We start from the raw sequence: 18,471 nt of genomic DNA, 5'->3' as shown, positions 1-18,471 counted from the left end.
TAAGAGACAGCTGGAGGCGGTGGCGGAGGCCGTGGCGGCGTCGGGTGGGGGCACGATCAGCAGAACGAGCGATTCGTCGGATGGTCACCCAACCGGCCTACGTCCAGGCGGGATTCGCCGCGATCCGGGCTACCCCGAAACCCCCCACCCGCTGAACTCGACCGTGCCCCGCAGCCCGCTGCTCCCGTTCGTCGCGCTCATGAACAGACCCACGTCCTGGACACCGGCCGCGCCCGGGACCGGTACCGAGGCCACCGTTCGCCAGGTCGCCCCCTCGTCCGTCGAGCACGAGCCCGTGAACAGGCCGCCGGCGCGCGACAGCCGCAGCAGCACCGGGGCCGTGACGCCCGTGACACGCCGGTAGGTGTCGAGCGTGCCGTCGCCCGTCGTGTCGTAGGAGAGAACCACCCCGTTGGACGGCGTCACCGCGAGGTTGACGATGCCGGGCGAGCCGGGCGTCGACATGCGGTCGCGCGCGATGAGGCCCGCGCGGGCCCACGCCCCCGTGTTCTCCTGCGCGTCCACCCGGACCGTCACGCTCACACCGTCCTTGAGCGCGCCTTCCCGGAAGGCCGCGCCGAACTGCGCCGTCCCTCTCCACAGGTCCTGGCCGCCGCCGTTGACCGCGAAGCGGTCGCCGAGCGCGCCGAACACCGCTCCGTTGTCGCTGTACGTGCGCCAGCCCGGCGCCAGGGGCCCGGCGACGTACACGGTGCCCCGTTGGACGGTCTTCACGCGCTCCTCGCCGCGCGGCCCGTACTCCAGCGCCAGCGCGTACGGCAACGGGCGCAGCGGCGACGTGAGCGGTTCGGCGGGGGCCGTCACCGACCAGGAGACGGACCCGGTGCCGGCCGCGGCGACGGACGGCAGGCGCGTCGGGCCGTCCGGCCGGGCGGCGGGGCCGGTCAGGGTGAAGTCGACGGGGCCGGTGCCGCGCAGCCCGTTGGCGTTCCTGAAGTCGGCCCTCACCGTGCCCGTGCTGCCGGGGGTGAAGGCGAGCGGGTCGGCGGTGACGGTGACGGTGCCCTGGTACGGGGCGGAGGCCAGGGTGTCCCGTACCCGCAGGGCCGTCCGGTACGCGTCGCCCGTCGCCCGCACCGGATAGCCGCCGCGCGCCCGCGTCCACGCCTCCTCGTCCACGTACCAGTCGAACGCCTTCGGCTCCCGCCCGGTGGCCAGGGCGTCGGCCAGCTCGTCCAGATAGGCCTGCCACTGCGGCAGATGGACGTCGGCGAGCAGGCCCTGCCAGTCGCGGTTGGCGTAGTTGCTCAGGTGCCCGGCCGCCGGCCTGCCGGCCCATGTGGTGATCAGCGTGCGCGCCGTCCACTCCAGCGTCGCGGCCTCCGCCGGGCCGGTCGCGAGCCGCTTGGCGTCCTCCAGCCACGGCCCGAGCAGGAACGAGCGGTGGCAGCCCGCGACCGTGTCGCTCAGCCGCATCAGCTTCAGCCACAGCGCGGCCAGCGCGCGGAACGTGGCGGCGTCGCCTCCTTGGAAGGCTCCGCGCAACTGCGGCAGCAGCAGCCGGGACCGGTTGGCGAGCGCCTGCCTGGCCAGCTCGGTCACGTCGTGCCGGTACGCGTCGGAGCCGCGCAGCCCGGCCCGTACGTCGAGCAGCGAGCCCAGGGCCTTGTCGAACTCGGCGGTGTCGAAGGCGGTTCCCACGGAGGAGGTGAGGGAGGGGCGGCGCGAGAAGAGGGAGTCGACGGGGCGGCCGTCGGCGGTTGTCAGCCGGTACGCCGTCGCCGCGAGCACGCCGAAGGCGTCCCGCGCGGCGCCGTCCTCGCCGCCGTAGCGCAGATCGGCGTAGGACCGGAACCAGCTTTCGCGGTCGACCGCCTCCCGCCGCCACGCCAGTTCGCTGAACAGCTCGAAGGCGGCCGGGTCGCGCTCGGCGGCCTCCGGCATGTAGGCCGTCCCGACGAGCGTGCTGCCCGGCTTGTCGCGCCAGGCGGTGAACCGCTCCGTCCAGCGGTCGGAGTTGGCGCCCAGAGTCGTACGGCCGCCGAAGTTGGGGATGGTGCCGAAGGCGTACGGCGCGCCGCCCCAGTCCCGCTCGCGGTCCGTCACCGAGTCCAGGTCGGACAGGCCGTCGACGATCAGCACACGGTCGGTGTCGATGGCGTCGAGCAGGGCCGGTACGGGATTGGTCTGCCAGCCGAGGATCACCCAGGTCGCGTCGGGGCGGGCTCTGTGCAGCGACGTCTCGACCGCGCGGGCGGCGTCGGGCACGGGGACGTCTCCGGCGTTGCCGCCCTCGTGCAGCAGGTCCATCTTGAAGTGGTTCACCTCGCCGAAGAGGTCGCCCTGGTGCCGGTAGAAGGCGGCGGCGACATCGGCGAAGACCGCGGTGCGGGGGTCGAGCCAGTCGGGGCGCGGCAGGCCGTTCCAGTCGCCCTGCGGCACGGTCCGCGCACCGGGGTTGCGGGCGGCGAAGCCGTCCGGGACGGTGCCGAAGTAGCCGGGGAGCACGGGGGACATGCCCAGCTCGCGCATCCGGTCGGTGATGCGCCGGCCGAGCAGGGCGCGGGCCTCGATCAGCTCGGGGGAGAGCGGGCCGCCGTACGCGCTCATGTTCTGGAGCAGCCACCACGGTTGGTGGGAGGGCGCGGGGAGCCAGGCGCGGGCCTCGGTGTCGGAGTAGCCGAAGCCGGTCAGCAGCCGGTGGTAGACGGCCTCCTGGCCGGTGGTGACGAGGACCTCGTTGCAGCCGTGCAGGGCGAGGATGTCGAGCATCCGCTCCCAGCGCGGCCAGTCGGCGTACGGGGCGGTGTAGCCGTCGTGCGTGTCGTTGAGGGCGAACCGGTGCCGCACGGTCGCCGAGCGCTCCAGCGGGCGGCGGGGCGCGGGCAGCGTGGCGGGGAGGCCGAGTTGACTGCCCGACCAACTGAGATGGGCGCCGCACTCGTACTTCAGATACCAGTGCACCCCGGTGAGCAGGACTCCGGCGTCGGTGCCCGACACCTCGATCCGGCCGGCGGACCCGGTGACCCGGAACCGCTCCGCGCCGCGTACCACCCGGAAGCGGAACTGGTCCGCGTGGCGGGGGAGCAGGCGTCCCACGGCGGCGCGGGCGGCGGTGAGCGCGGCGGCGGTGGTCGCGGATGCGGCGCCGTCGGCACCGACCGTGGTCGCCGGCGCGGAGGTGCGGGCGGGGGCGCGCGCGGCGGCGGGGGAGTGCGTGGTCAGCGCCGTACCGACGCCGATCGCCCCGGCGCCCGCCAGTACGGCGCGTCTGGAGGGCGCGGAGGGGAGCGAGGGGGTGGCAGGAGGGGTGGGACTCGGCAGCTCGGTCATCAGCGGTCCTCTGTCCTCGGTTACGGGGTGTGACAACAGGTGCGTACGGGGCGCACGTTAATGACGGGGAGAGGGGTGGGCAACGATGTGATGCGTCGTTCACCCGCGCGGGGGCTTGTGGAGAGGGCACGATGGCCGAATGCGTACCGAGCGACCCCGAGTGGCACTGGTGGTGCCGGCCCTGGCCCTGGCCCTGTTGAGCGGCTGCGGAACCAATGACGACGAGGCCCCGAAGGCGCCGAGGACGGCGACCGGGAGCCTCGAACAGCTGGCCGAGAAGGCCGAGTGTGATCCGAACGTGCAGACCGACGCGGAGGAACTGCGCCAGGCCAACTGCAAGACGGGTTACGGCAGATACATCCTCACCACGTTCGCGACCGACCGAGGTCTGCGCGAGTGGATCAACGAGGCCAACGACTACGGCGGCTCGTATCTCGTCGGCAGGAAGTGGGTCGCCAGCGGCGACGCGAAGGTGGTCGAGTCGCTGCGCGGCCGGCTGGGCGGAACGGTCGAGACGGCCCCCGCGCACCACTCGGGGAGCGAGGACGCCGACGAAGGCGCCGACGAGGGCGCCAGTGGCGGCAGCGGGGAGCACGGCGGCGGGAAGCACGGCGGCGCCGAGGGGCACTCGGGACACCCCGAGAAGGACTGACATCGGGCAGGGCTGACATCGAGCAGCGCCGGCCGGGCTCGAAGCCCGGCCGGCGCCTGAGTATTACGTCACACCGTCAGTTGCATTCCTTACCGGTGTTGATGCAGTCGACCATCTTGTTCATCACGTTGTCGTCGAAGACATTGATGAAGTCTCCGTGGTCGGTGACGGGCTTGTGCAACTGCTCGGGGAACGAGTCCACCGCGAAACCGGGACCCGGCGGAATGTCGTACACGATCCGCTGCTTGAGCTGCGGAATCGCCTGGAATCCCTCCTGGCACTGACCGTTCTGGTCGGCGAACGCCACATGGGTGCGGTGATTCGCGCTGTCGGTGTTCTGTCCGTCCCAGCAGCTCTGGAAGTCGAACGAACGCACCACCTGGCTGCCCGCCGGGCAGATCGGGTATTTGTCCTTCAGCTGGCGGTCCTCGAATCCGGTGCAGCTCCACGAGGCATTCGCGTTGGCGTCGCCGTTGACGAACGCCTTCGCGTCACCGGTGATGATGCGAAGGAAGCGGGGCATGGCCGTGACCTTCGACACGGCGCTGCCGGCGAATTGCAGGGTGACCTCGGACGGTGTCTGGATCTCTCCGACGTTGCCGTCCTTGCCGCCGCCGTCCTCGTTCGCGTCGGCCTCGTTCTGACCGTTCTGGAGGCGGACCACCGGCCAGTAGTAGGTGGACTTGTCGCCCTGCTCGTTGCAGGTGGTCTCACCGTTGGCCAGGTCGTCGTCGCTCGCGAAGGCGTTGTTGGCCTGGTTGCCCACGTAGTCGTGCTTGTGGTGGGCGCCGTTGCTCACGCCGGGCGCGGCGATGACGTTGTCGGAGTTGAAGAGGCCGTTCTCGTTGCGCCCGCACTCGGTGGTGAAGTTGCCGGTCGACGCCTGCTCTCCCGGCTGGGGCTCCTGGATGTTCGGCTCGATGGACTCGATGTCGACGAAGTCGGACGCCTCGGGGCCGTTGCCCGGCGGCTGGCCGCCGTCGCCGCCGCCCTGGCCGCCGTCCTGGCCCGCGTTCTGACCCTGGCCGCCGTCCTGACCGGCGTTCTGGCCGCCGTTCTGACCCTGCCCGCCGTTCTGGCCCTGGCCACCGTTCTGGCCACCGTTCTGGCCGCCGCCCGGGTCGCCCTCGTTGGTGCTGTCGTCGTCGGGCCGCATGGTGCACGGGGCGAGCGAGTCCAGGCTCTTCTGCCAGTGTCCCGCCCGCTTGAGCGCGGAACGGATCCGCTTGAGGCTGGCGAGCCTCTTCTGCTTCAGCGGCTTGAGGATCTTCTTCTCGGTAAGTTTCGGATCTCTCTCCAACTTCACCTTGTTGTCGGCGAACCGCTTGTAGGCGTCGGTGATCTGCGTGTCCATCCGGGCCAGTTCCCGGTCGACGGTGGCTCGGGCGCGCCTCGGCACCTTGGTGAGCTCATTCGCGACCTCGGGACAGTCGATGGTGGACATCTGCCGTCCGGCATTCTGGATCCGCTGCTCCTGACCGGAGCGGCCTTCTCCCGCGGATGCGTAGACATTTACCGCTACCAGCCCACCCCCGCCCAGAATCAAGGCTGCCGAGGCCGCGATGGCCCGGTTCGCCACTGTCGAGCGTTTTCTTGACGTGCGTCCCATGGAACTCCTCAAGCTTCGGTGCCGGTTCAGGGGGATCTCCGGCGTGGGGAGGAAGCGCTCCGTTCCATACGGACGTCATTCGCGGCCTGTTCAGCCGCACAAGGAATTCATAGAAATCTCCATCAACAAACCGGGCGGATGCCCTCAACACACCTCGCCCGGTGCCCCCTTGGACGGTACGGGCGCCGAGGCGCCCGCCCGTCGGCGTTCCCCTCGCTCCTACTGCTGTCCCCGGTCCAGATAGGCGATCACGGCGAGCACCCGCCGGTTGTCGTCGTCCGACACCGGCAGGCCCAGCTTCCCGAAGATGTTCGAGGTGTGCTTGGACACCGCCCGTTCCGTGACGACGAGTTGGGCGGCGATCGCCGCGTTCGACCGCCCCTGCGCCATCAGCTCCATGACCTCGCGCTCACGCGGCGTCAGCTGGCCGATCGGCTTGTCCTGGGCTCTGCGGGACAGCAGTTGCTGGATGACCTGGGGATCCATCGCCGTACCGCCGCCGGCGACCCGGCGCACCGCGTCGATGAACTGGTCGGCGTCGAAGACCCGGTCCTTGAGCAGATACCCGATGCCGCCGGTGCCGTCGGCCAGCAACTCCCGTGCGTACAACTGCTCCACGTGCTGGGACAGGACGAGGACGGGCAGCCCGGGGCGGTCCCGGCGCGCGGCGAGGGCGCACTGGAGTCCCTCGTCCGTGTGCGACGGCGGAAGCCGGACGTCGACGACGGCGACGTCCGGCTGAAGTTCCGCGAAGGCTTTGGTCAGTTCGGGTCCGGTCTCCACGGCGGCCAGGACCTCGAAGTCGTACGCCTCCAGCATCCGGACCAGACCGTCTCGGAGCAGGAAGAGGTCTTCGGCTAGGACAACTCGCAAGGGATCTCCACGGTGACCATGGTGGGGCCGCCCTCAGGACTGCTGACGGCCAGGATGCCGTCGAATGTACCGAGTCGGCGCTCCAGTCCGCTCAGTCCGGTACCGGAGCCGATCTTCGCGCCGCCGTCGCCGTTGTCGCCGATCGCGACGCGCAGCATGGAGTCCGTGTGGATCATGTCGATCCAGATCCGGTCCGCGTTGGAGTGCTTGATCGCGTTGGTCAGGATCTCACTGACCGCGAAGTACACGGCCGACTCGACCGGCGCGTCGGCGCGGCCCGGCAGATCCACCTGAACATCGGTCTCCACCGGCAGGCGCAGCGCCAGCGCCCGCACCGCGTCACCCAGACCGCGCTCGGCGAGCACCGGCGGGTGGATGCCCCTGACCAGGTCGCGCAGCTCGGTCAGCGCCTCGGCGGAGGACAGTCGGGCGTTGGCGATGAGTTCCTTGGCCTTGGCCGGATTCTTCTCGATGAGCGCCTCGATCGTGCCCAGGTCCATGCCCATGGCGACCAGCCGGGCCTGCGCTCCGTCGTGCAGATCCCGCTCGATCCGGCGCAGTTCGGCGGCGGAGTTGTCCACGGCGTCGTGCCGCGTCTCGGTGAGGTGGGCGACGCGCTGTGTCAGCGCCTGGTCCTGGTTGGGGGCGAGCAGCGACTTGGCCAGCAGGAAGTGGCCGCGCTGGATGTCGTCGGCGTACCGGACACCGATCCCCGCGATCACCACGCCCACCGCGGCGGCGAGCAGGCCCGTGATCTGGCTGTCGACGGAGACGAAGCCGGCGTACGGGTACGCGTCGTCCTCGAAGACCCGCCACAGACCGGCCGCCAGCACCAGGCCCTCCAGCCCGTAGATGAACAGGGCCGCGGAGAGCAGGGCGGAGACCGCGCCCACCGTCATGTCCACCATCAGCCATGTCAGGTCCCGCCAGGTCGCCGGGTCCTTCAGCATCAGCGTGGTCCGCTCCACCTGGCCGGTGACGCCGGTACGCAGATCGGCGGGCATCGGGCGGTACGGCACCGGGACCTTGACGTCCGACCAGGTGGCCGCCAGCAGCCGGCGCCGGTTGGCGTGCGCCCGCACCGCGGTCAGGACGTAGGGGGTGGTGAAGAAACCGATACCGAGCAGGATCAGGGTGATCGAGAGCACCGAGAAGACGAACAGTGTGATGGAGCCGACGAGGGCGGTGAGCCCGAGCACCAGCCCCCGGCCCGTGGTCCTGACCGACTCGGCGATCATCTTCGTCCCGTTCATCGTGGATCCTCTCTTGTCGCCCGTGCCCCATCGGCGACCGGCCTTCCGCCCGCTGACGGGCACAGCCATCAGTCTGCCGTGCGGTGCCCGTCGTACGTGAGCGGTTTCCGCCCCCAATCGGTGGTGTACCTAGCACCACTTGGACACCCTCGGCCATCCCCCGTCGGAGGGACGTGCGAACCCCCGTTCGCCTGCGTCGACGGCCTGTCCGTGAGACGGATCGACGACCTGCCCGGCCGCGGGAGTCAGCGGCCCAGAACGGCCGCCTCCACCTCCGGCGCGAGCCCGACCCTCGGGCGGTCCGGGCGCTGCGGGGCCTCGCCGCCGACCGACCGGAGCCAGGCCCAGGTGTCGTCGACGGTCTCCTCCGCCGGCCGGCACCGCAGCCCCGCGGCGAGCGCCTTGGAGACGTCGCCGCCGTGCATCATGTCGTGCGATTCACCGCGCGGCAGCCAGATCGGCAGGCCCGTCCACGGCTCGACGCCGGCCGCCAGAATCGTCTCCGGGTCCGTCCAGCGCAGCTCGGCGTCCGAGCCGGTGGCCTTGACGCACGCCGCCAGCAGCTTGCCCATCGTGGTGTGACCCGGCGGGCTCACCGCGTTGTACGCGCCCGCGAGCCCGCGTGCCGCCGCGTCGAGGGTCCACTCGGCGAGGTCGCGTACGTCGATGTACTGCAACGGGTTGTCGCGCGGTCCGGGCGCGAGCACCGGGCCGCCGCGCGCGATCCGCCCCAGCCACCACGGCAGCCGCCCCACGTTCTCCCACGGCCCGAGGATCAGGCCCGGGCGCACCAGCAACGCGCGGTCCCCGAAGGCCGCTTCGGCGGCCAGCTCGCCGCCGCGCTTGTCCCGCGCGTAGTCACGCTGCCCGGCGTCGGCCGCCGCGCCCTCCACCAGCGGGCCGTCCTCGGGGAGACCGGCGGGGGTCGGGTAGGCGTACACGGAACGGCTGGACACGTACGCGTAGTGCCCCGCCCGGTCGGCCAGCAGCCGGGCCGTGTCCAGTACGGCGGACGGCGCGCCCGACCAGGTGTCGAGGACCACGTCCCATTCGGGCCCGGCGTCGCCGGACGCGCCGGTGCGGGCGGTGCGGGCCGAGTCGGTGAGATCCGCGCCGGTGCGGGCGGTGCCCGTGAGATCCGCGCCGGTGCGGGCCGAGTCGGTGAGATCCGCGCCGGTGAGGGCCGCGAGACCGTCCGGCGCGGTGCGGTCGCCGCGCAGGACGCGAACGCCCGCCGGTGCCTCGTGGTGGCCGCGGTGGAACACGGTCACCTCCCAGTCCCGCGCGAGTGCGGCCTCGGCCACGGCGCGGCCCACGAATTCGGTGCCGCCCAGAATCAGAAGTCTCATGGCCGAACCCTGACACGCCGCTGTCCGATTACCGGATCCGTTCTGCTGCGGGCATAGCAGGTCAGCGGCGTTCGCACCATCTGCCGCACACGCCACGGGGATGGCAGCATGAGCGCACCATGACAGATGCCCGGTCGCCGATGCGCGCCTTGCGGGCCGCGGTCCTCGCGGCGGTGTGCGTGACACTGGCGGCGGTGGGGCATTCCTCCATGTCCGCCCATGAACTTCCGCTCGGTGTGCTTGCGACGGCATTTGGGGTGATCGCCGGGCTGTCGTGGCTCGCGGGCGGGCGGCGCCGGGGCATCGCGTTCATCGGGCCCGCCGTGCTCACCGCGCAGGCCGCGCTGCATGTGACGTTCTCCGCCGCCGGGACGCACGGCGCCTGGCCGGCGCGGAGCCACGGCCACGTGACCCCGGGCATGGGCGCGGGCACCGGCATGGGGGAGAGCGTGGGTGCGGGAGGCGTCGGCGGTGCCGTACTGGCGGCCGTCGGCGACACCTCGCCGGGCATGCTCGCCGCCCACCTGCTCGCCGGCGCCGTCTGCGCGCTCTGGCTGGCCCGCGGCGAGGCCGCCTTCTTCCGGTTCGCCGAGACCGTCGCCGCCTTCGCGTTCACCCCGCTGAGGCTGCTGCTGGCCACGCCCCGGCCCCTCGCCGTACCGCCGCCCGTACGGCCCCGGCACCGCACCCGCGCGCCGCACCGGCCGCGCGGCACCGTCCTGGCCCACGCGGTGTCCCGGCGCGGCCCGCCCGCCCGCGGCGCGCTCCCGATCCGTACGACGGCCTCCGGGGCCGCCGCCATGGTCTGACCAGGGCGGGGCCCGGGGGTCGATTTCCCCGTGCCCACGCCAACTCCTAGGACAGTCATGGCCATTGACGACCCCGTACAGGGCGCCGACTCCCCACGCACCGAGACCGCCGCCAGGAAGGCGGGCGACAAGAAGCCGCCCGCGCCCACCGGCACCACCACCTGGGGCGCGGTGCGCCCGCTCGTTCTGCGGCTGCACTTCTACGCGGGCCTGCTCATCGCCCCGCTCCTGCTGATCGCCGCCACCACGGGGCTGCTCTACTCGCTCTCGTACCAGGCGGAGAAGGTCGTCTACCGCCAGGAGCTGCGCTCCCCGGACAGCGACCGTGCGGCCATGCTCACCGACCAGGTGGCGGCCGCACGCGCCGAGCACCCCGACGGCAAGGTCACCGCCGTCTGGCCCTCGTCCGAGGACGAGGAGTCCACCCGGGTCCTGATGACGATGCCGGACAGCGAGGAGAGCAAGTCGCTGGCGGTCTTCGTCGATCCGCACACCGCCCAGATACGCGGCGAGCTGGACAGCTACGGCAGCTCCGGGGCCCTCCCGCTGCGCGCCTGGCTCTCCGAACTCCACCGCCATCTGCACCTCGGCGAACCCGGCCGTATCTACAGCGAGTTGGCCGCCAGCTGGCTGTGGGTCGTCGCGCTCGGTGGGCTGCTGCTGTGGATCGGCCGCAGAAGGACCTCCAAGCGCGCCCTGCTCCGTCCCGAACCCGGTGCCACCGGACGCCGCAGGACGCTCACCCGGCACGGCTCGCTGGGGCTGTGGGCGGCCACCGGATTCGTGCTGCTCTCCGCGACGGGCCTGACCTGGTCGACCTACGCGGGCGCCAACATCGGCGCCGTACAGGACCAGTTGGGCGGCGCCACCCCGGTCGTGTCGGCCACCCTCAAGAGCGGTGACGGCGCGGCGGGCGGTGCCGGGGAGCACGAGGGCCACGGTGGGGACAGCGGCGCGGGCGGTGACCACCAGGGCATGGACATAGGCATCGACAACGCCCTGACCGCCGCGCGCCAGGCCGGACTCGACGGACCGGTGGTCGTGAAGCCGCCCGCCGACGGGACGGCGTACGTCGTCGCGCAGCGGGACAGCCAGTTCCCGGTCCGGCTGGACTCGGTCGCGGTCGACCCCGGCACCGGCCTGATCCTCGACGAACTGCGCTTCGCCGACTACCCGTTGCTCGCCCAGCTCACCCGCATCGGCATCGACGCCCACATGGGGCTCACGTTCGGCGTCGTCAACCAGCTGCTGCTCGCCGCCCTCGCCCTCTCGCTGATCCTGATCATCGTGTGGGGCTACCGCATGTGGTGGCAGCGCAGGCCCACCCAGGACCGGAAGCTGACCGTGGGCAGGCCGATGGCGCGCGGGGCGTGGCGCAAGGTGCCGCTGTCCGTGCTGCTGCCACTGATCGCCGCGGCGGCGCTGGCCGGCTGGTTCGTACCGCTGCTCGGGATCACGCTGGCGGCGTTCCTGGTCCTGGACGTGGCGCTCGGCGCCGTGGCGCGCGCCCGCGCGGCGAAGGCCGGTACGTAGCGGGTGTGAGTACGTGTGAGGCCCCCGCCGGTCCGTCCGGCGGGGGCCTCACCCATGTCGCGGTCCCGGGCGGTCCTACGGGGCGTACTTGTAACCGACCCGCCGGATCGTCCGGATCGTGTGCCGGTGCTCGGCGCCCAGCTTCCGGCGCAGTCTGGCCACATGCACGTCCACGGTCCGGCCGTCGCCCACGTGTCCGTAACCCCAGACGGTGGTCACCAACTGGTCGCGGGTGTGCACCCGGTGGGGGTTCGCCACGAGATGGGCGAGCAGCTCGAATTCGAGATACGTCAGATCCAGCGGCCGGCCGTCCACCTCGACGGTCCGCTCGGTGGTGTCGATCCGCACCGGTCCCTCACCGGCGGCGGGACCCGCGGCGGGCACCGCGGGGTGTGTGGTGGCGGCGGTCACCGGGTGCTGATCGGCCGGTACGAGGACGAGGTAGCCGACCATCGGCGGCCTGCCCGGCAGCGTCGGCAGGGTGTGCGCCGGGGCGGGCAGCCAGGTGGAGCCGGGCGGCAGGAAGTCCACGAGCTGGCCGGCCGCGCCGGCCGCCGCGAGAGGCACGACCTCGTCACGGTCGACGGCTCGCAGTCGGTGACGGCCGGAGGTGGCGGAGGAGGCCGCGGCGGCTGTGGCCGCCGTGACGGTCGAGAAAGGGCGGGAGTTCGCCATGAGGGGTCAGCTCTTTCGCGCGAAGGATGTCGTCGAGTCGACAGGACGGGACGTACGTCATTCGCGACGGCCGAAGGCCTGGGAAGAGGCTTTAGAGGGCCGACGCGTTCCTCGCGTGGCAACACACCCGGTCGAAGTCGTGGTGCTGCCGGGACGGCCAGAACGGCTCAAGGTCGATGCGACCCGACGCGTCGTGCTGAAGACTGGCCATGACCTCATTGAAGCAGATATGGGGCCGTAGCAGCAGTGCCCTCTCAAGGGTCGATACGTGGAGAGGGATCCATTGGCGATTTCATGGGCTGTTCATGGGATTAACAGCCCGTTCACGAAGGCCCACCGTCCGGCGCCCACCTCGCGCCGTCCGCAGCCCACCTCGCACCGCCCGCCACCCGCCCTCCGTCAGCTCAGCCGCTTGCGCCAGTCGAGATCCGCGACATCGATCGCCGACTCCGGCGAACCGTCCCACGTCACCGACAGCCCCGCGTCCGCCAGGGCCGCCGTGACCTCCCTGCCGACAGCCGCCGTGGTCTCCTCCGAGCCGTCGAACCCTCCGTAGTAGAGCGAGAGCCCGCCCCCGGCCGCCGCCGTCTCGGTGCACTGCGTGTGGAAGAAGACGAAGCCGCGCACCTCCCGGGTGTCACCCTCCTCGCGCTCGGCGCCGATCTCGGCCAGCCCGCAGCCGCGGCAGCAGGTGAAGTTCTCCCGGGCCACGATGCCCCGCTCGTCCAGCCCGGCGAACACCGCCGTGATCCGCTCGGGATCGGTCTCGCCCTCCCACCCGGCCTGTTCCTCGACGCGCTCCAGCCACAGCCGGTCCACCGTCCGCTGCGCCTGCGCGGGGGAGACGGGCCGCTCGCCGTCCCCGTCGACCAGCCACTCCTCGGCGTCCTCGGCGAGCTGCGCCCGTCCGTCGTAGCCGCGCCTGATCAGCCCCCGTACGTACTCCTCGACCTCGCGCCGGATCTTGTCGTCGAGATCGGGCACCGGCTCGACGGGCGGCAGGTCCACCCGCTTCCAGACCACACCCGCGTCCCAGCCGTCCTCCTGGCGGGCCCACGCCACCATCACCCGGGTCACCGACTCGGCGTCCGGCAGCTCCGTGCCGAACATGGCGTCGGCCGAGCCGTCCCGGTGCTCCAGGTTGTAGCTCTCGGCGCTGTCCCGCGCCACCTGGATGAACACATACGGCCGGTCGGGGATCCGGTCCACGGTCACGAACTGATCGTCGACACCCCCTATCCGCGCGATCAGCTCACCGAGCCGGTCCGCCGAGATCCGCTCGTATTCCCGCCAGTTCTCTGTCTTCACCCTGATGGCCAGCATGGGCAGCACTCTGGCACAGGCCACTGACAACGTGTCGTCCCCCGTGGACCCCGTGGCCCGCGCGTCTCCCGCGCGCCGCGCACATGCCGAAGCCGGCCGGGGCATGGGGGCGCGAACAGCGAAATTGTTGCTTCAGAGGCAGGTCCCGGAAGCCGCACCGGAGGCCCGCGGCCGGCCCGTGAAACGCGGCACCGGGGGTCCCGTACGGCTCCACCCGATTCCCGGCGGCTCTGGGCCGGGGCGGGGTGCGGACGGCACACTGATCCACATGAGCCAGCTACGCATCGCACTCCTCGGCACCGGCCCCTGGGCCGAGCGCACCCACGCCCCCGCCATCGCGGCCCACCCGGACGTCGTGTTCAGCGGCGTCTGGGGGAGGCGGCCCGAGGCCGCCGGCGCGCTCGCCGCCGCCCACGACACCACGGCGTACGCGGGCGGCGGTGAGGGTGGTCCCGGTGTGGGCGGTCTGGACGGGCTCGACGCGCTGCTGGCCGTGAGCGACGCGGTCGCCTTCGCCCTGCCGCCCGACATCCAGGCGCCCCTCGCCGCCCGCGCGGCGGCGGCCGGCTGTCACCTCCTCATGGACAAGCCGGTCGCGACGACCGTGCCGGGCGCGCGCGCCGTGGCGGACGCCGCCGAGCGGGCCGGTGTCGCCTCGCTGGTCTTCTGCACGCTGCGCTTCGCCGCCGGGACCGCCGAGTGGGTCGAGGAACAGGCGGCGGTGGGCGGCTGGTTCACGGCCCGCGCCCACTGGCTCGGCGCGCTGTACGGGGTGGGCAGTGAAGCCGGGCCGTACGCGGACTCGCCCTGGCGCCGCGAGAAGGGCGGCCTGTGGGACGTGGGCCCGCACGCGCTCTCCGCGCTGCTGCCGGTGCTGGGCGACGTGAACGCCGTGACGGCCGTACGGTCGGAGCCCGACCTCACGCATCTGGTGCTCACGCACACGTCGGGCGTGACGAGTTCGGCGGTGCTGAGCCTGAGCGCGCCCGAGAAGGGCGCGGGGGCGGGGCTCGAACTGCGGGGCGAGCACGGGACGGCGGTGCTTCCCGAGCAGTGGGGCGACCCGGCGGACACCTTCGGCGCCGCGATCGACGCGCTGCTCACGGCGGTGCGCACAGGCCGGCCGCACGCCTGCGACGTGCGGTTCGGCCTGCGGCTGACGGAGATCCTCGCGGAGGCCGAGGGGCAGCTCGCCCGCCCCTGACCGGCACTCTCCCCGGTTCAGCCCACGCGCTCGATCCGGGCGTTGCGGATCAGGAACTTGCCCGGTTCACGGACCTGTTCGAACGCCGCGTCGTTGAGCAGCGCGCAGCTGCCCGACGGCGCGGTGACCCGCACGGTGGTCGACTTGTCGTTGTCGAGGTTGGTCACCTTGAGCGTGGTGCCGACGGGGAACTCGTTGCTCGACGCCGCCGGGGCGCCGGCCTCGCCGGACAGGGTGACGGTCGATCCGGCACAGACGACCTCGCCGACCTGACCCGCGCCCGTGCCTTCACCCGCGCCGTTGTCCGCGCCCGCGCCTTCACCCGCGCCGGTGTCCTCACCCGCGCCCGCGTCCCCGGCAGGTGGCGCCGCCTCGGCCGGAGGCGCCGCGCCGGGGTCACTCGCACCCACCTCGCACCCGGAAGCCGCCTGCTTCCGCTTGATCTCCTCGATCACGTCCTGCCGGTTCTTGATCCGCGCGTCGGACAGGGCGTCCGGAGCGGCCCGCTGGCCGTCGATGAAACGCTGGTTGTTGCCGAGGGCGGTGTTCAGCCCGTCGCACTCCACCGAGGCCTGACTGGTGCCGGTCATGGCCACCGCCGTACCGCCCACCAGCGCCACCGCGCCGACGAGCAGGGCGATCTTCTTCTTCCGGGTGAAGGACTTCTTCCGCGACACGTGGGGCTCCTGTTCCCGGCCGCGGAGTGCGGCCGGCTGGGTTCCGTGTGCCGTTACGTACGAGTGGGGAGCCCGTTCCGCTCAAGCGCCCCGCCATCAACTTGCCCAACGCCGGGGGCAGTTCCGGCGTCGGCCGGTGATGACGGGGCGCGGGCCGGGCGGGGCCGGCGTCTCCCCGCTACGTCAGCCCGCCGTCCTCAACGGCCCGAAGAACGCGCGCAGTTCGCCCGCCAACTGCTCCGGCTCCTCGTGCGCCATGAAGTGCCCGCCGCGCCCCGGCGTGCTCCAGTGCCGCAGATCGGCGCAGAGCCGTTCGGCGAGGCTGCGGGGCAGCCCCGCCATCGCCGGTTCATGGCTCAGGGTCACGGCCGCCGGCACCTGGATCGTCGGCACCGGCTGGTTGAGCGGGTAGTCGTAGTACTGCCGGAAGGACGATCCGATGCTGCCGGTCACCCAGTACAGCGTGGCGACCGTCAGCAGCGTGTCCCGGTCCCAGCGGCTCTCCAGATCGCCCGCGCAGTCGCTCCAGTCCCGGTACTTGTCGATGATCCAGGCGAGGAGCCCGGCGGGGGAGTCCATGAGTGCCGCGGCGATGGTGTCGGGCCGGGACCACATGATCTCGCTGTAGCCCTGGTCACGGACGTCGTAGGTGCTGAGGACGTCGAGGTACGCCTGTTCCTCGGGTGTCGCCGGCCGGTTCTCGAAGTCGGACGTGTTCACGGCGGAGGTGAGGTGGATCCCGGCGACGTGGCCGGGGTACAGGGCGCCGAGCCACTGCGTGACCCCGCCCCCGATGTCCCCGCCGAAGGCGCCGTACCTCTCGTACCCGAGGGTCCCGGTCATCAGCTCGTGCCAGATCTCCGCGACACGCCTGCGTGTGAACGGCCCGTCGGGCAGCGCCGAGTAGAGGAAACCGGGCAGTGACGGCACGACCACGTCGAAGGCGTCGGCCGGGTCACCGCCGTACGCGGCCGGATCGGCCAGCCGCTCGGCCGCCTTCAGCATCTCCACGAAGCTGCTCGGCCAGCCGTGGGTCATGATCAGGGGCAACGGCGCGGGCGCGCCCTCGGCCCGCCTGCCCCGCAGACGGACGAAGTGCACCGGCCGGCCGGCGACTTCGGCGATGTGGTGCGGATAGGCGTTGAGGGCGGTCTCGGCCTTCCGCCAGTCGAACCCGTCCGCCCAGTGGGCGACCAGATCGCGCAGGTAACCGGGGTCCGTTCCCGCCGCCCAGAAGGTGCTGTCGGACGCCGCGGTGAAGAGGGTGCGGTTCAGTCGGTCACGCAGGTCGTGGAGTACGTCGTCGGATACGGAGATCCGGAACTGCTCGGCTGTCATGTCTTCCTTCGCTCAGAGAATCTGTCCGTGTACGGACGGCTCCCGGCGCGTAGGTCAGACGGACGCGACGGCCAGGAGGGCCCGGAAATTTCGGGTGCTGCGCATCGGGCTCACCTCCTCGCGTGACGTGGTTCGCCGAAGGTTACAGGAGTCACCCGGTGCGTGCCTCCGAATATCGGGGCGACCACTGCCACACCTCCCTCAAACACCGTCTGGCCAGGGGCGATTGTCAGTGGGGGGCGGTAGAATTACAACTGTTCGTGAGGGTTCCACCACCGTGCCGGGAGGTCGCCGATGGCCGTTGCCACAATCACGACGAAGCTCTTCGACATCACACAGCCAGCAGCCAGGTCCGTGCAGCGCAAACCACTGCCCGCGGGACGGCCCCGTGAGTGGTACGAGACCCACAACCGCCGCCTCAAGGCCATGCGCCTCGCCATCGCCCTGCTCGACTCGGGGGTGTATCAGCCGGCGAGCGCCAACAACCGGAAGATACGGGCGACGGCGTCGCTGATGGGCATCCATCCGCCGTCGGACACGACGTGCCGCATGGTGCGCGCCCTGATCCGCTACGGGCGCTGAGGGGCCGCGGCGGACGACCTAGCGAAGCCCCTGTACGGGACCGGTGGAGGCGCCGGGTCCGTCCAGGGGCTTTCGTCGCGCACCGGGAGCGATCGGCGGGGGCGCGTGCCCGGCCGCCCGCCGCTTCCGGCATGCTGAGGCCGGTGAGATCTCCCGGAGCCGGGCACATACACCTACGGCGGTCGACAGCGACCACAAGCGGGCGGCGGGCCCGGTGAACGCCGTCCTCCTCGGCTTCCTGCCCATCTGGGTGATCACCGGCCTCGGTTGGGTGGCCGCGCGTCACGACATCCTCGGCGGCCAGGCCCAGCACGTCCTCGGGCGCTTCGCCTTCACCTTCGCCATGCCGGCCCTGCTGTTCCTGGCGATGGCCGGCTCCGACGTGACCGCCCTGCTGAACGTCGGCGTCCTCGCCTTCGCCCTCAGCCTGGTCGTCGTCTTCGCCGCCGGGCTCCTGATCAGCCGCTGGGTGTTCCGCCGCGGCCAGGCCGAACAGGCCATCGGCGCGATGGCGGCGGGCTACGTCAACTCCGCCAACCTCGGCATCCCGGTGGCCGTACACGTCCTGGGCGACACCTCCTTCGTCATCACCGTGGCCCTCTTCCAGATGCTCTTCGTCGCGCCGGTGGTGCTCGTGCTCCTCGATCTGGACGTACGGCGCGAGACGCGCGGGCGCGCCGCCCGGATGCTCCAACTGCCCTTCCGCAACCCGATCATCGCGGCCTCCCTCGCCGGAGTGGCCGTATCCGCGCTCGGCTGGGACCTGCCGACAGAGGCCACCGCGCCGCTCCAACTGCTCGGCGACGCCGCCGTCCCGGCAGCCCTCTTCGCACTCGGCATGTCCCTCAACACCCGCGTGCGAACGGATTCCTCCGCACGTACCGAACGCGCTCTGCTGGTCACCCTCAAGATCGTGGCCCAGCCGCTGCTCGCCTACGCCGTCGGCCACTTGCTGTTCGGGCTGAGCGGCGACACCCTCTTCGCCGTCGTGGTCTGCGCGGGACTGCCGACCGCGCAGAACGCCTTCATCTTCGCCGCCGAATACCGCCTGGACACCGACCTCGCCAGGGACACCGTCATCCTGTCGACGCTCTGCTCCATGCTGTCCCTGTCGCTGATCACCTGGCTTCTCGTCTGAGCAGCCATCTCACCTCGCCCTCGTGCCACTCGTCGGTGGGCTCCAGGCCCGCGGCGCGCGCGACGGCCTCCGACGCCGCGTGGTCGGGGTGGACATGGGCCACGATGTCGCGCACCGCCGTGCGCTCCGCGAGCCGGCCGACCAGCCCCCGCGCCCCCTCGG

Annotated in this window: 15 protein-coding genes and 1 pseudogene; 6 read left to right on the top strand and 10 right to left on the bottom strand. The window is 71.9% G+C overall.

Annotated features, from left to right (window positions below; translation table 11 throughout):
• Positions 1-129: 129 nt before the first annotated feature.
• The gene (locus P3L51_RS27170) at positions 130-3,294 is read right to left on the bottom strand and encodes an alpha-N-acetylglucosaminidase (RefSeq protein WP_354607935.1); all 3,165 of its coding nucleotides are present in this window, start codon (positions 3,292-3,294) and stop codon (positions 130-132) included.
• A 139-nt stretch (positions 3,295-3,433) separates the two neighbouring features.
• Here P3L51_RS27170 and P3L51_RS27165 point away from each other — a divergent pair, with 139 nt between their 5' ends.
• Complete coding sequence (locus tag P3L51_RS27165) at positions 3,434-3,946, top strand: hypothetical protein (protein WP_354607934.1); 513 nt, start codon at positions 3,434-3,436, stop codon at positions 3,944-3,946.
• A gap of 76 nt (positions 3,947-4,022) precedes the next feature.
• Here P3L51_RS27165 and P3L51_RS27160 read toward each other — a convergent pair whose 3' ends face one another.
• From P3L51_RS27160 to P3L51_RS27145, 4 genes are all read right to left on the bottom strand, one after another.
• On the bottom strand, positions 4,023-5,555 hold the full coding sequence (locus P3L51_RS27160) for a DUF1996 domain-containing protein (RefSeq protein WP_354607933.1): 1,533 nt from the start codon (positions 5,553-5,555) through the stop codon (positions 4,023-4,025).
• Positions 5,556-5,774: 219 nt separating this feature from the next.
• Positions 5,775-6,428, bottom strand: a complete 654-nt coding sequence (locus P3L51_RS27155) for a LuxR C-terminal-related transcriptional regulator (RefSeq protein ID WP_354607932.1) — start codon at positions 6,426-6,428, stop codon at positions 5,775-5,777.
• Positions 6,413-7,681, bottom strand: a complete 1,269-nt coding sequence (locus tag P3L51_RS27150; RefSeq protein WP_354607931.1) for a sensor histidine kinase — start codon at positions 7,679-7,681, stop codon at positions 6,413-6,415. Before P3L51_RS27150 ends, P3L51_RS27155 begins: the two co-directional genes overlap by 16 nt.
• A gap of 245 nt (positions 7,682-7,926) precedes the next feature.
• On the bottom strand, positions 7,927-9,030 hold the full coding sequence (locus P3L51_RS27145) for an NAD-dependent epimerase/dehydratase family protein (protein WP_354607930.1): 1,104 nt from the start codon (positions 9,028-9,030) through the stop codon (positions 7,927-7,929).
• A gap of 119 nt (positions 9,031-9,149) precedes the next feature.
• Between P3L51_RS27145 and P3L51_RS27140 the strand changes: the two genes are divergently transcribed.
• Positions 9,150-9,839 carry a hypothetical protein gene (locus tag P3L51_RS27140; protein WP_354607929.1) on the top strand — a complete coding sequence of 230 codons (690 nt, stop codon included), beginning with the start codon at positions 9,150-9,152 and terminating at the stop codon, positions 9,837-9,839.
• Between the two features lie 57 nt (positions 9,840-9,896).
• Positions 9,897-11,372 (top strand): PepSY-associated TM helix domain-containing protein, encoded by a 1,476-nt coding sequence (locus tag P3L51_RS27135; RefSeq protein WP_354607928.1) that lies wholly within the window; start codon positions 9,897-9,899, stop codon positions 11,370-11,372.
• A gap of 75 nt (positions 11,373-11,447) precedes the next feature.
• On the opposite strand, the gene P3L51_RS27130 is transcribed toward P3L51_RS27135, so the two are convergent.
• Together P3L51_RS27130 and P3L51_RS27125 are read right to left on the bottom strand one after the other, a co-directional pair.
• The gene (locus P3L51_RS27130) at positions 11,448-12,047 is read right to left on the bottom strand and encodes a winged helix-turn-helix domain-containing protein (RefSeq protein WP_354607927.1); all 600 of its coding nucleotides are present in this window, start codon (positions 12,045-12,047) and stop codon (positions 11,448-11,450) included.
• A 399-nt stretch (positions 12,048-12,446) separates the two neighbouring features.
• Complete coding sequence (locus P3L51_RS27125; RefSeq protein ID WP_354607926.1) at positions 12,447-13,370, bottom strand: DUF6891 domain-containing protein; 924 nt, start codon at positions 13,368-13,370, stop codon at positions 12,447-12,449.
• A 268-nt stretch (positions 13,371-13,638) separates the two neighbouring features.
• On the opposite strand from P3L51_RS27125, the gene P3L51_RS27120 reads away from it, so the two are divergent.
• Complete coding sequence (locus tag P3L51_RS27120) at positions 13,639-14,574, top strand: Gfo/Idh/MocA family protein (RefSeq protein WP_354607925.1); 936 nt, start codon at positions 13,639-13,641, stop codon at positions 14,572-14,574.
• A gap of 17 nt (positions 14,575-14,591) precedes the next feature.
• Here P3L51_RS27120 and P3L51_RS27115 read toward each other — a convergent pair whose 3' ends face one another.
• Entirely contained in the window at positions 14,592-15,251 is a 660-nt protein-coding gene (locus P3L51_RS27115; RefSeq protein ID WP_354607924.1) for an SCO2207 family protein, read from the bottom strand.
• A gap of 183 nt (positions 15,252-15,434) precedes the next feature.
• Complete coding sequence (locus tag P3L51_RS27110) at positions 15,435-16,589, bottom strand: epoxide hydrolase family protein (RefSeq protein ID WP_354607923.1); 1,155 nt, start codon at positions 16,587-16,589, stop codon at positions 15,435-15,437.
• Positions 16,590-16,883: 294 nt separating this feature from the next.
• On the opposite strand from P3L51_RS27110, the gene P3L51_RS27105 reads away from it, so the two are divergent.
• Positions 16,884-17,171 (top strand): hypothetical protein, encoded by a 288-nt coding sequence (locus P3L51_RS27105; protein WP_354607922.1) that lies wholly within the window; start codon positions 16,884-16,886, stop codon positions 17,169-17,171.
• 214 nt (positions 17,172-17,385) lie between these two features.
• Positions 17,386-18,309 (top strand): AEC family transporter, encoded by a 924-nt coding sequence (locus P3L51_RS27100; protein WP_354607921.1) that lies wholly within the window; start codon positions 17,386-17,388, stop codon positions 18,307-18,309.
• On the opposite strand, the pseudogene P3L51_RS27095 reads toward P3L51_RS27100, so the two are convergent.
• Positions 18,290-18,471, bottom strand: a pseudogene (locus tag P3L51_RS27095) (GNAT family N-acetyltransferase); the annotation flags it as partial. The gene P3L51_RS27100 and the pseudogene P3L51_RS27095 sit on opposite strands and share 20 nt — an antisense overlap.

The organism is Streptomyces panacea (genome assembly GCF_040560175.1).
In the GTDB taxonomy this organism is placed as follows: domain Bacteria; phylum Actinomycetota; class Actinomycetes; order Streptomycetales; family Streptomycetaceae; genus Streptomyces; species Streptomyces panacea.
The sequence above is the reverse complement of the archived record's forward strand: the minus strand, read 5'-3'. Positions and strand labels throughout refer to the sequence as shown.

Coding starts and splice junctions, on each gene's coding strand:
- P3L51_RS27170 (WP_354607935.1), bottom strand. CDS start 3,294: ATGACCGAGCTGCCGAGTCCCACCCCTCCTGCCACCCCCTCGCTCCCC.
- P3L51_RS27165 (WP_354607934.1), top strand. CDS start 3,434: ATGCGTACCGAGCGACCCCGAGTGGCACTGGTGGTGCCGGCCCTGGCC.
- P3L51_RS27160 (WP_354607933.1), bottom strand. CDS start 5,555: ATGGGACGCACGTCAAGAAAACGCTCGACAGTGGCGAACCGGGCCATC.
- P3L51_RS27150 (WP_354607931.1), bottom strand. CDS start 7,681: ATGAACGGGACGAAGATGATCGCCGAGTCGGTCAGGACCACGGGCCGG.
- P3L51_RS27145 (WP_354607930.1), bottom strand. CDS start 9,030: ATGAGACTTCTGATTCTGGGCGGCACCGAATTCGTGGGCCGCGCCGTG.
- P3L51_RS27140 (WP_354607929.1), top strand. CDS start 9,150: ATGACAGATGCCCGGTCGCCGATGCGCGCCTTGCGGGCCGCGGTCCTC.
- P3L51_RS27135 (WP_354607928.1), top strand. CDS start 9,897: ATGGCCATTGACGACCCCGTACAGGGCGCCGACTCCCCACGCACCGAG.
- P3L51_RS27130 (WP_354607927.1), bottom strand. CDS start 12,047: ATGGCGAACTCCCGCCCTTTCTCGACCGTCACGGCGGCCACAGCCGCC.
- P3L51_RS27125 (WP_354607926.1), bottom strand. CDS start 13,370: ATGCTGGCCATCAGGGTGAAGACAGAGAACTGGCGGGAATACGAGCGG.
- P3L51_RS27120 (WP_354607925.1), top strand. CDS start 13,639: ATGAGCCAGCTACGCATCGCACTCCTCGGCACCGGCCCCTGGGCCGAG.
- P3L51_RS27110 (WP_354607923.1), bottom strand. CDS start 16,589: ATGACAGCCGAGCAGTTCCGGATCTCCGTATCCGACGACGTACTCCAC.
- P3L51_RS27105 (WP_354607922.1), top strand. CDS start 16,884: ATGGCCGTTGCCACAATCACGACGAAGCTCTTCGACATCACACAGCCA.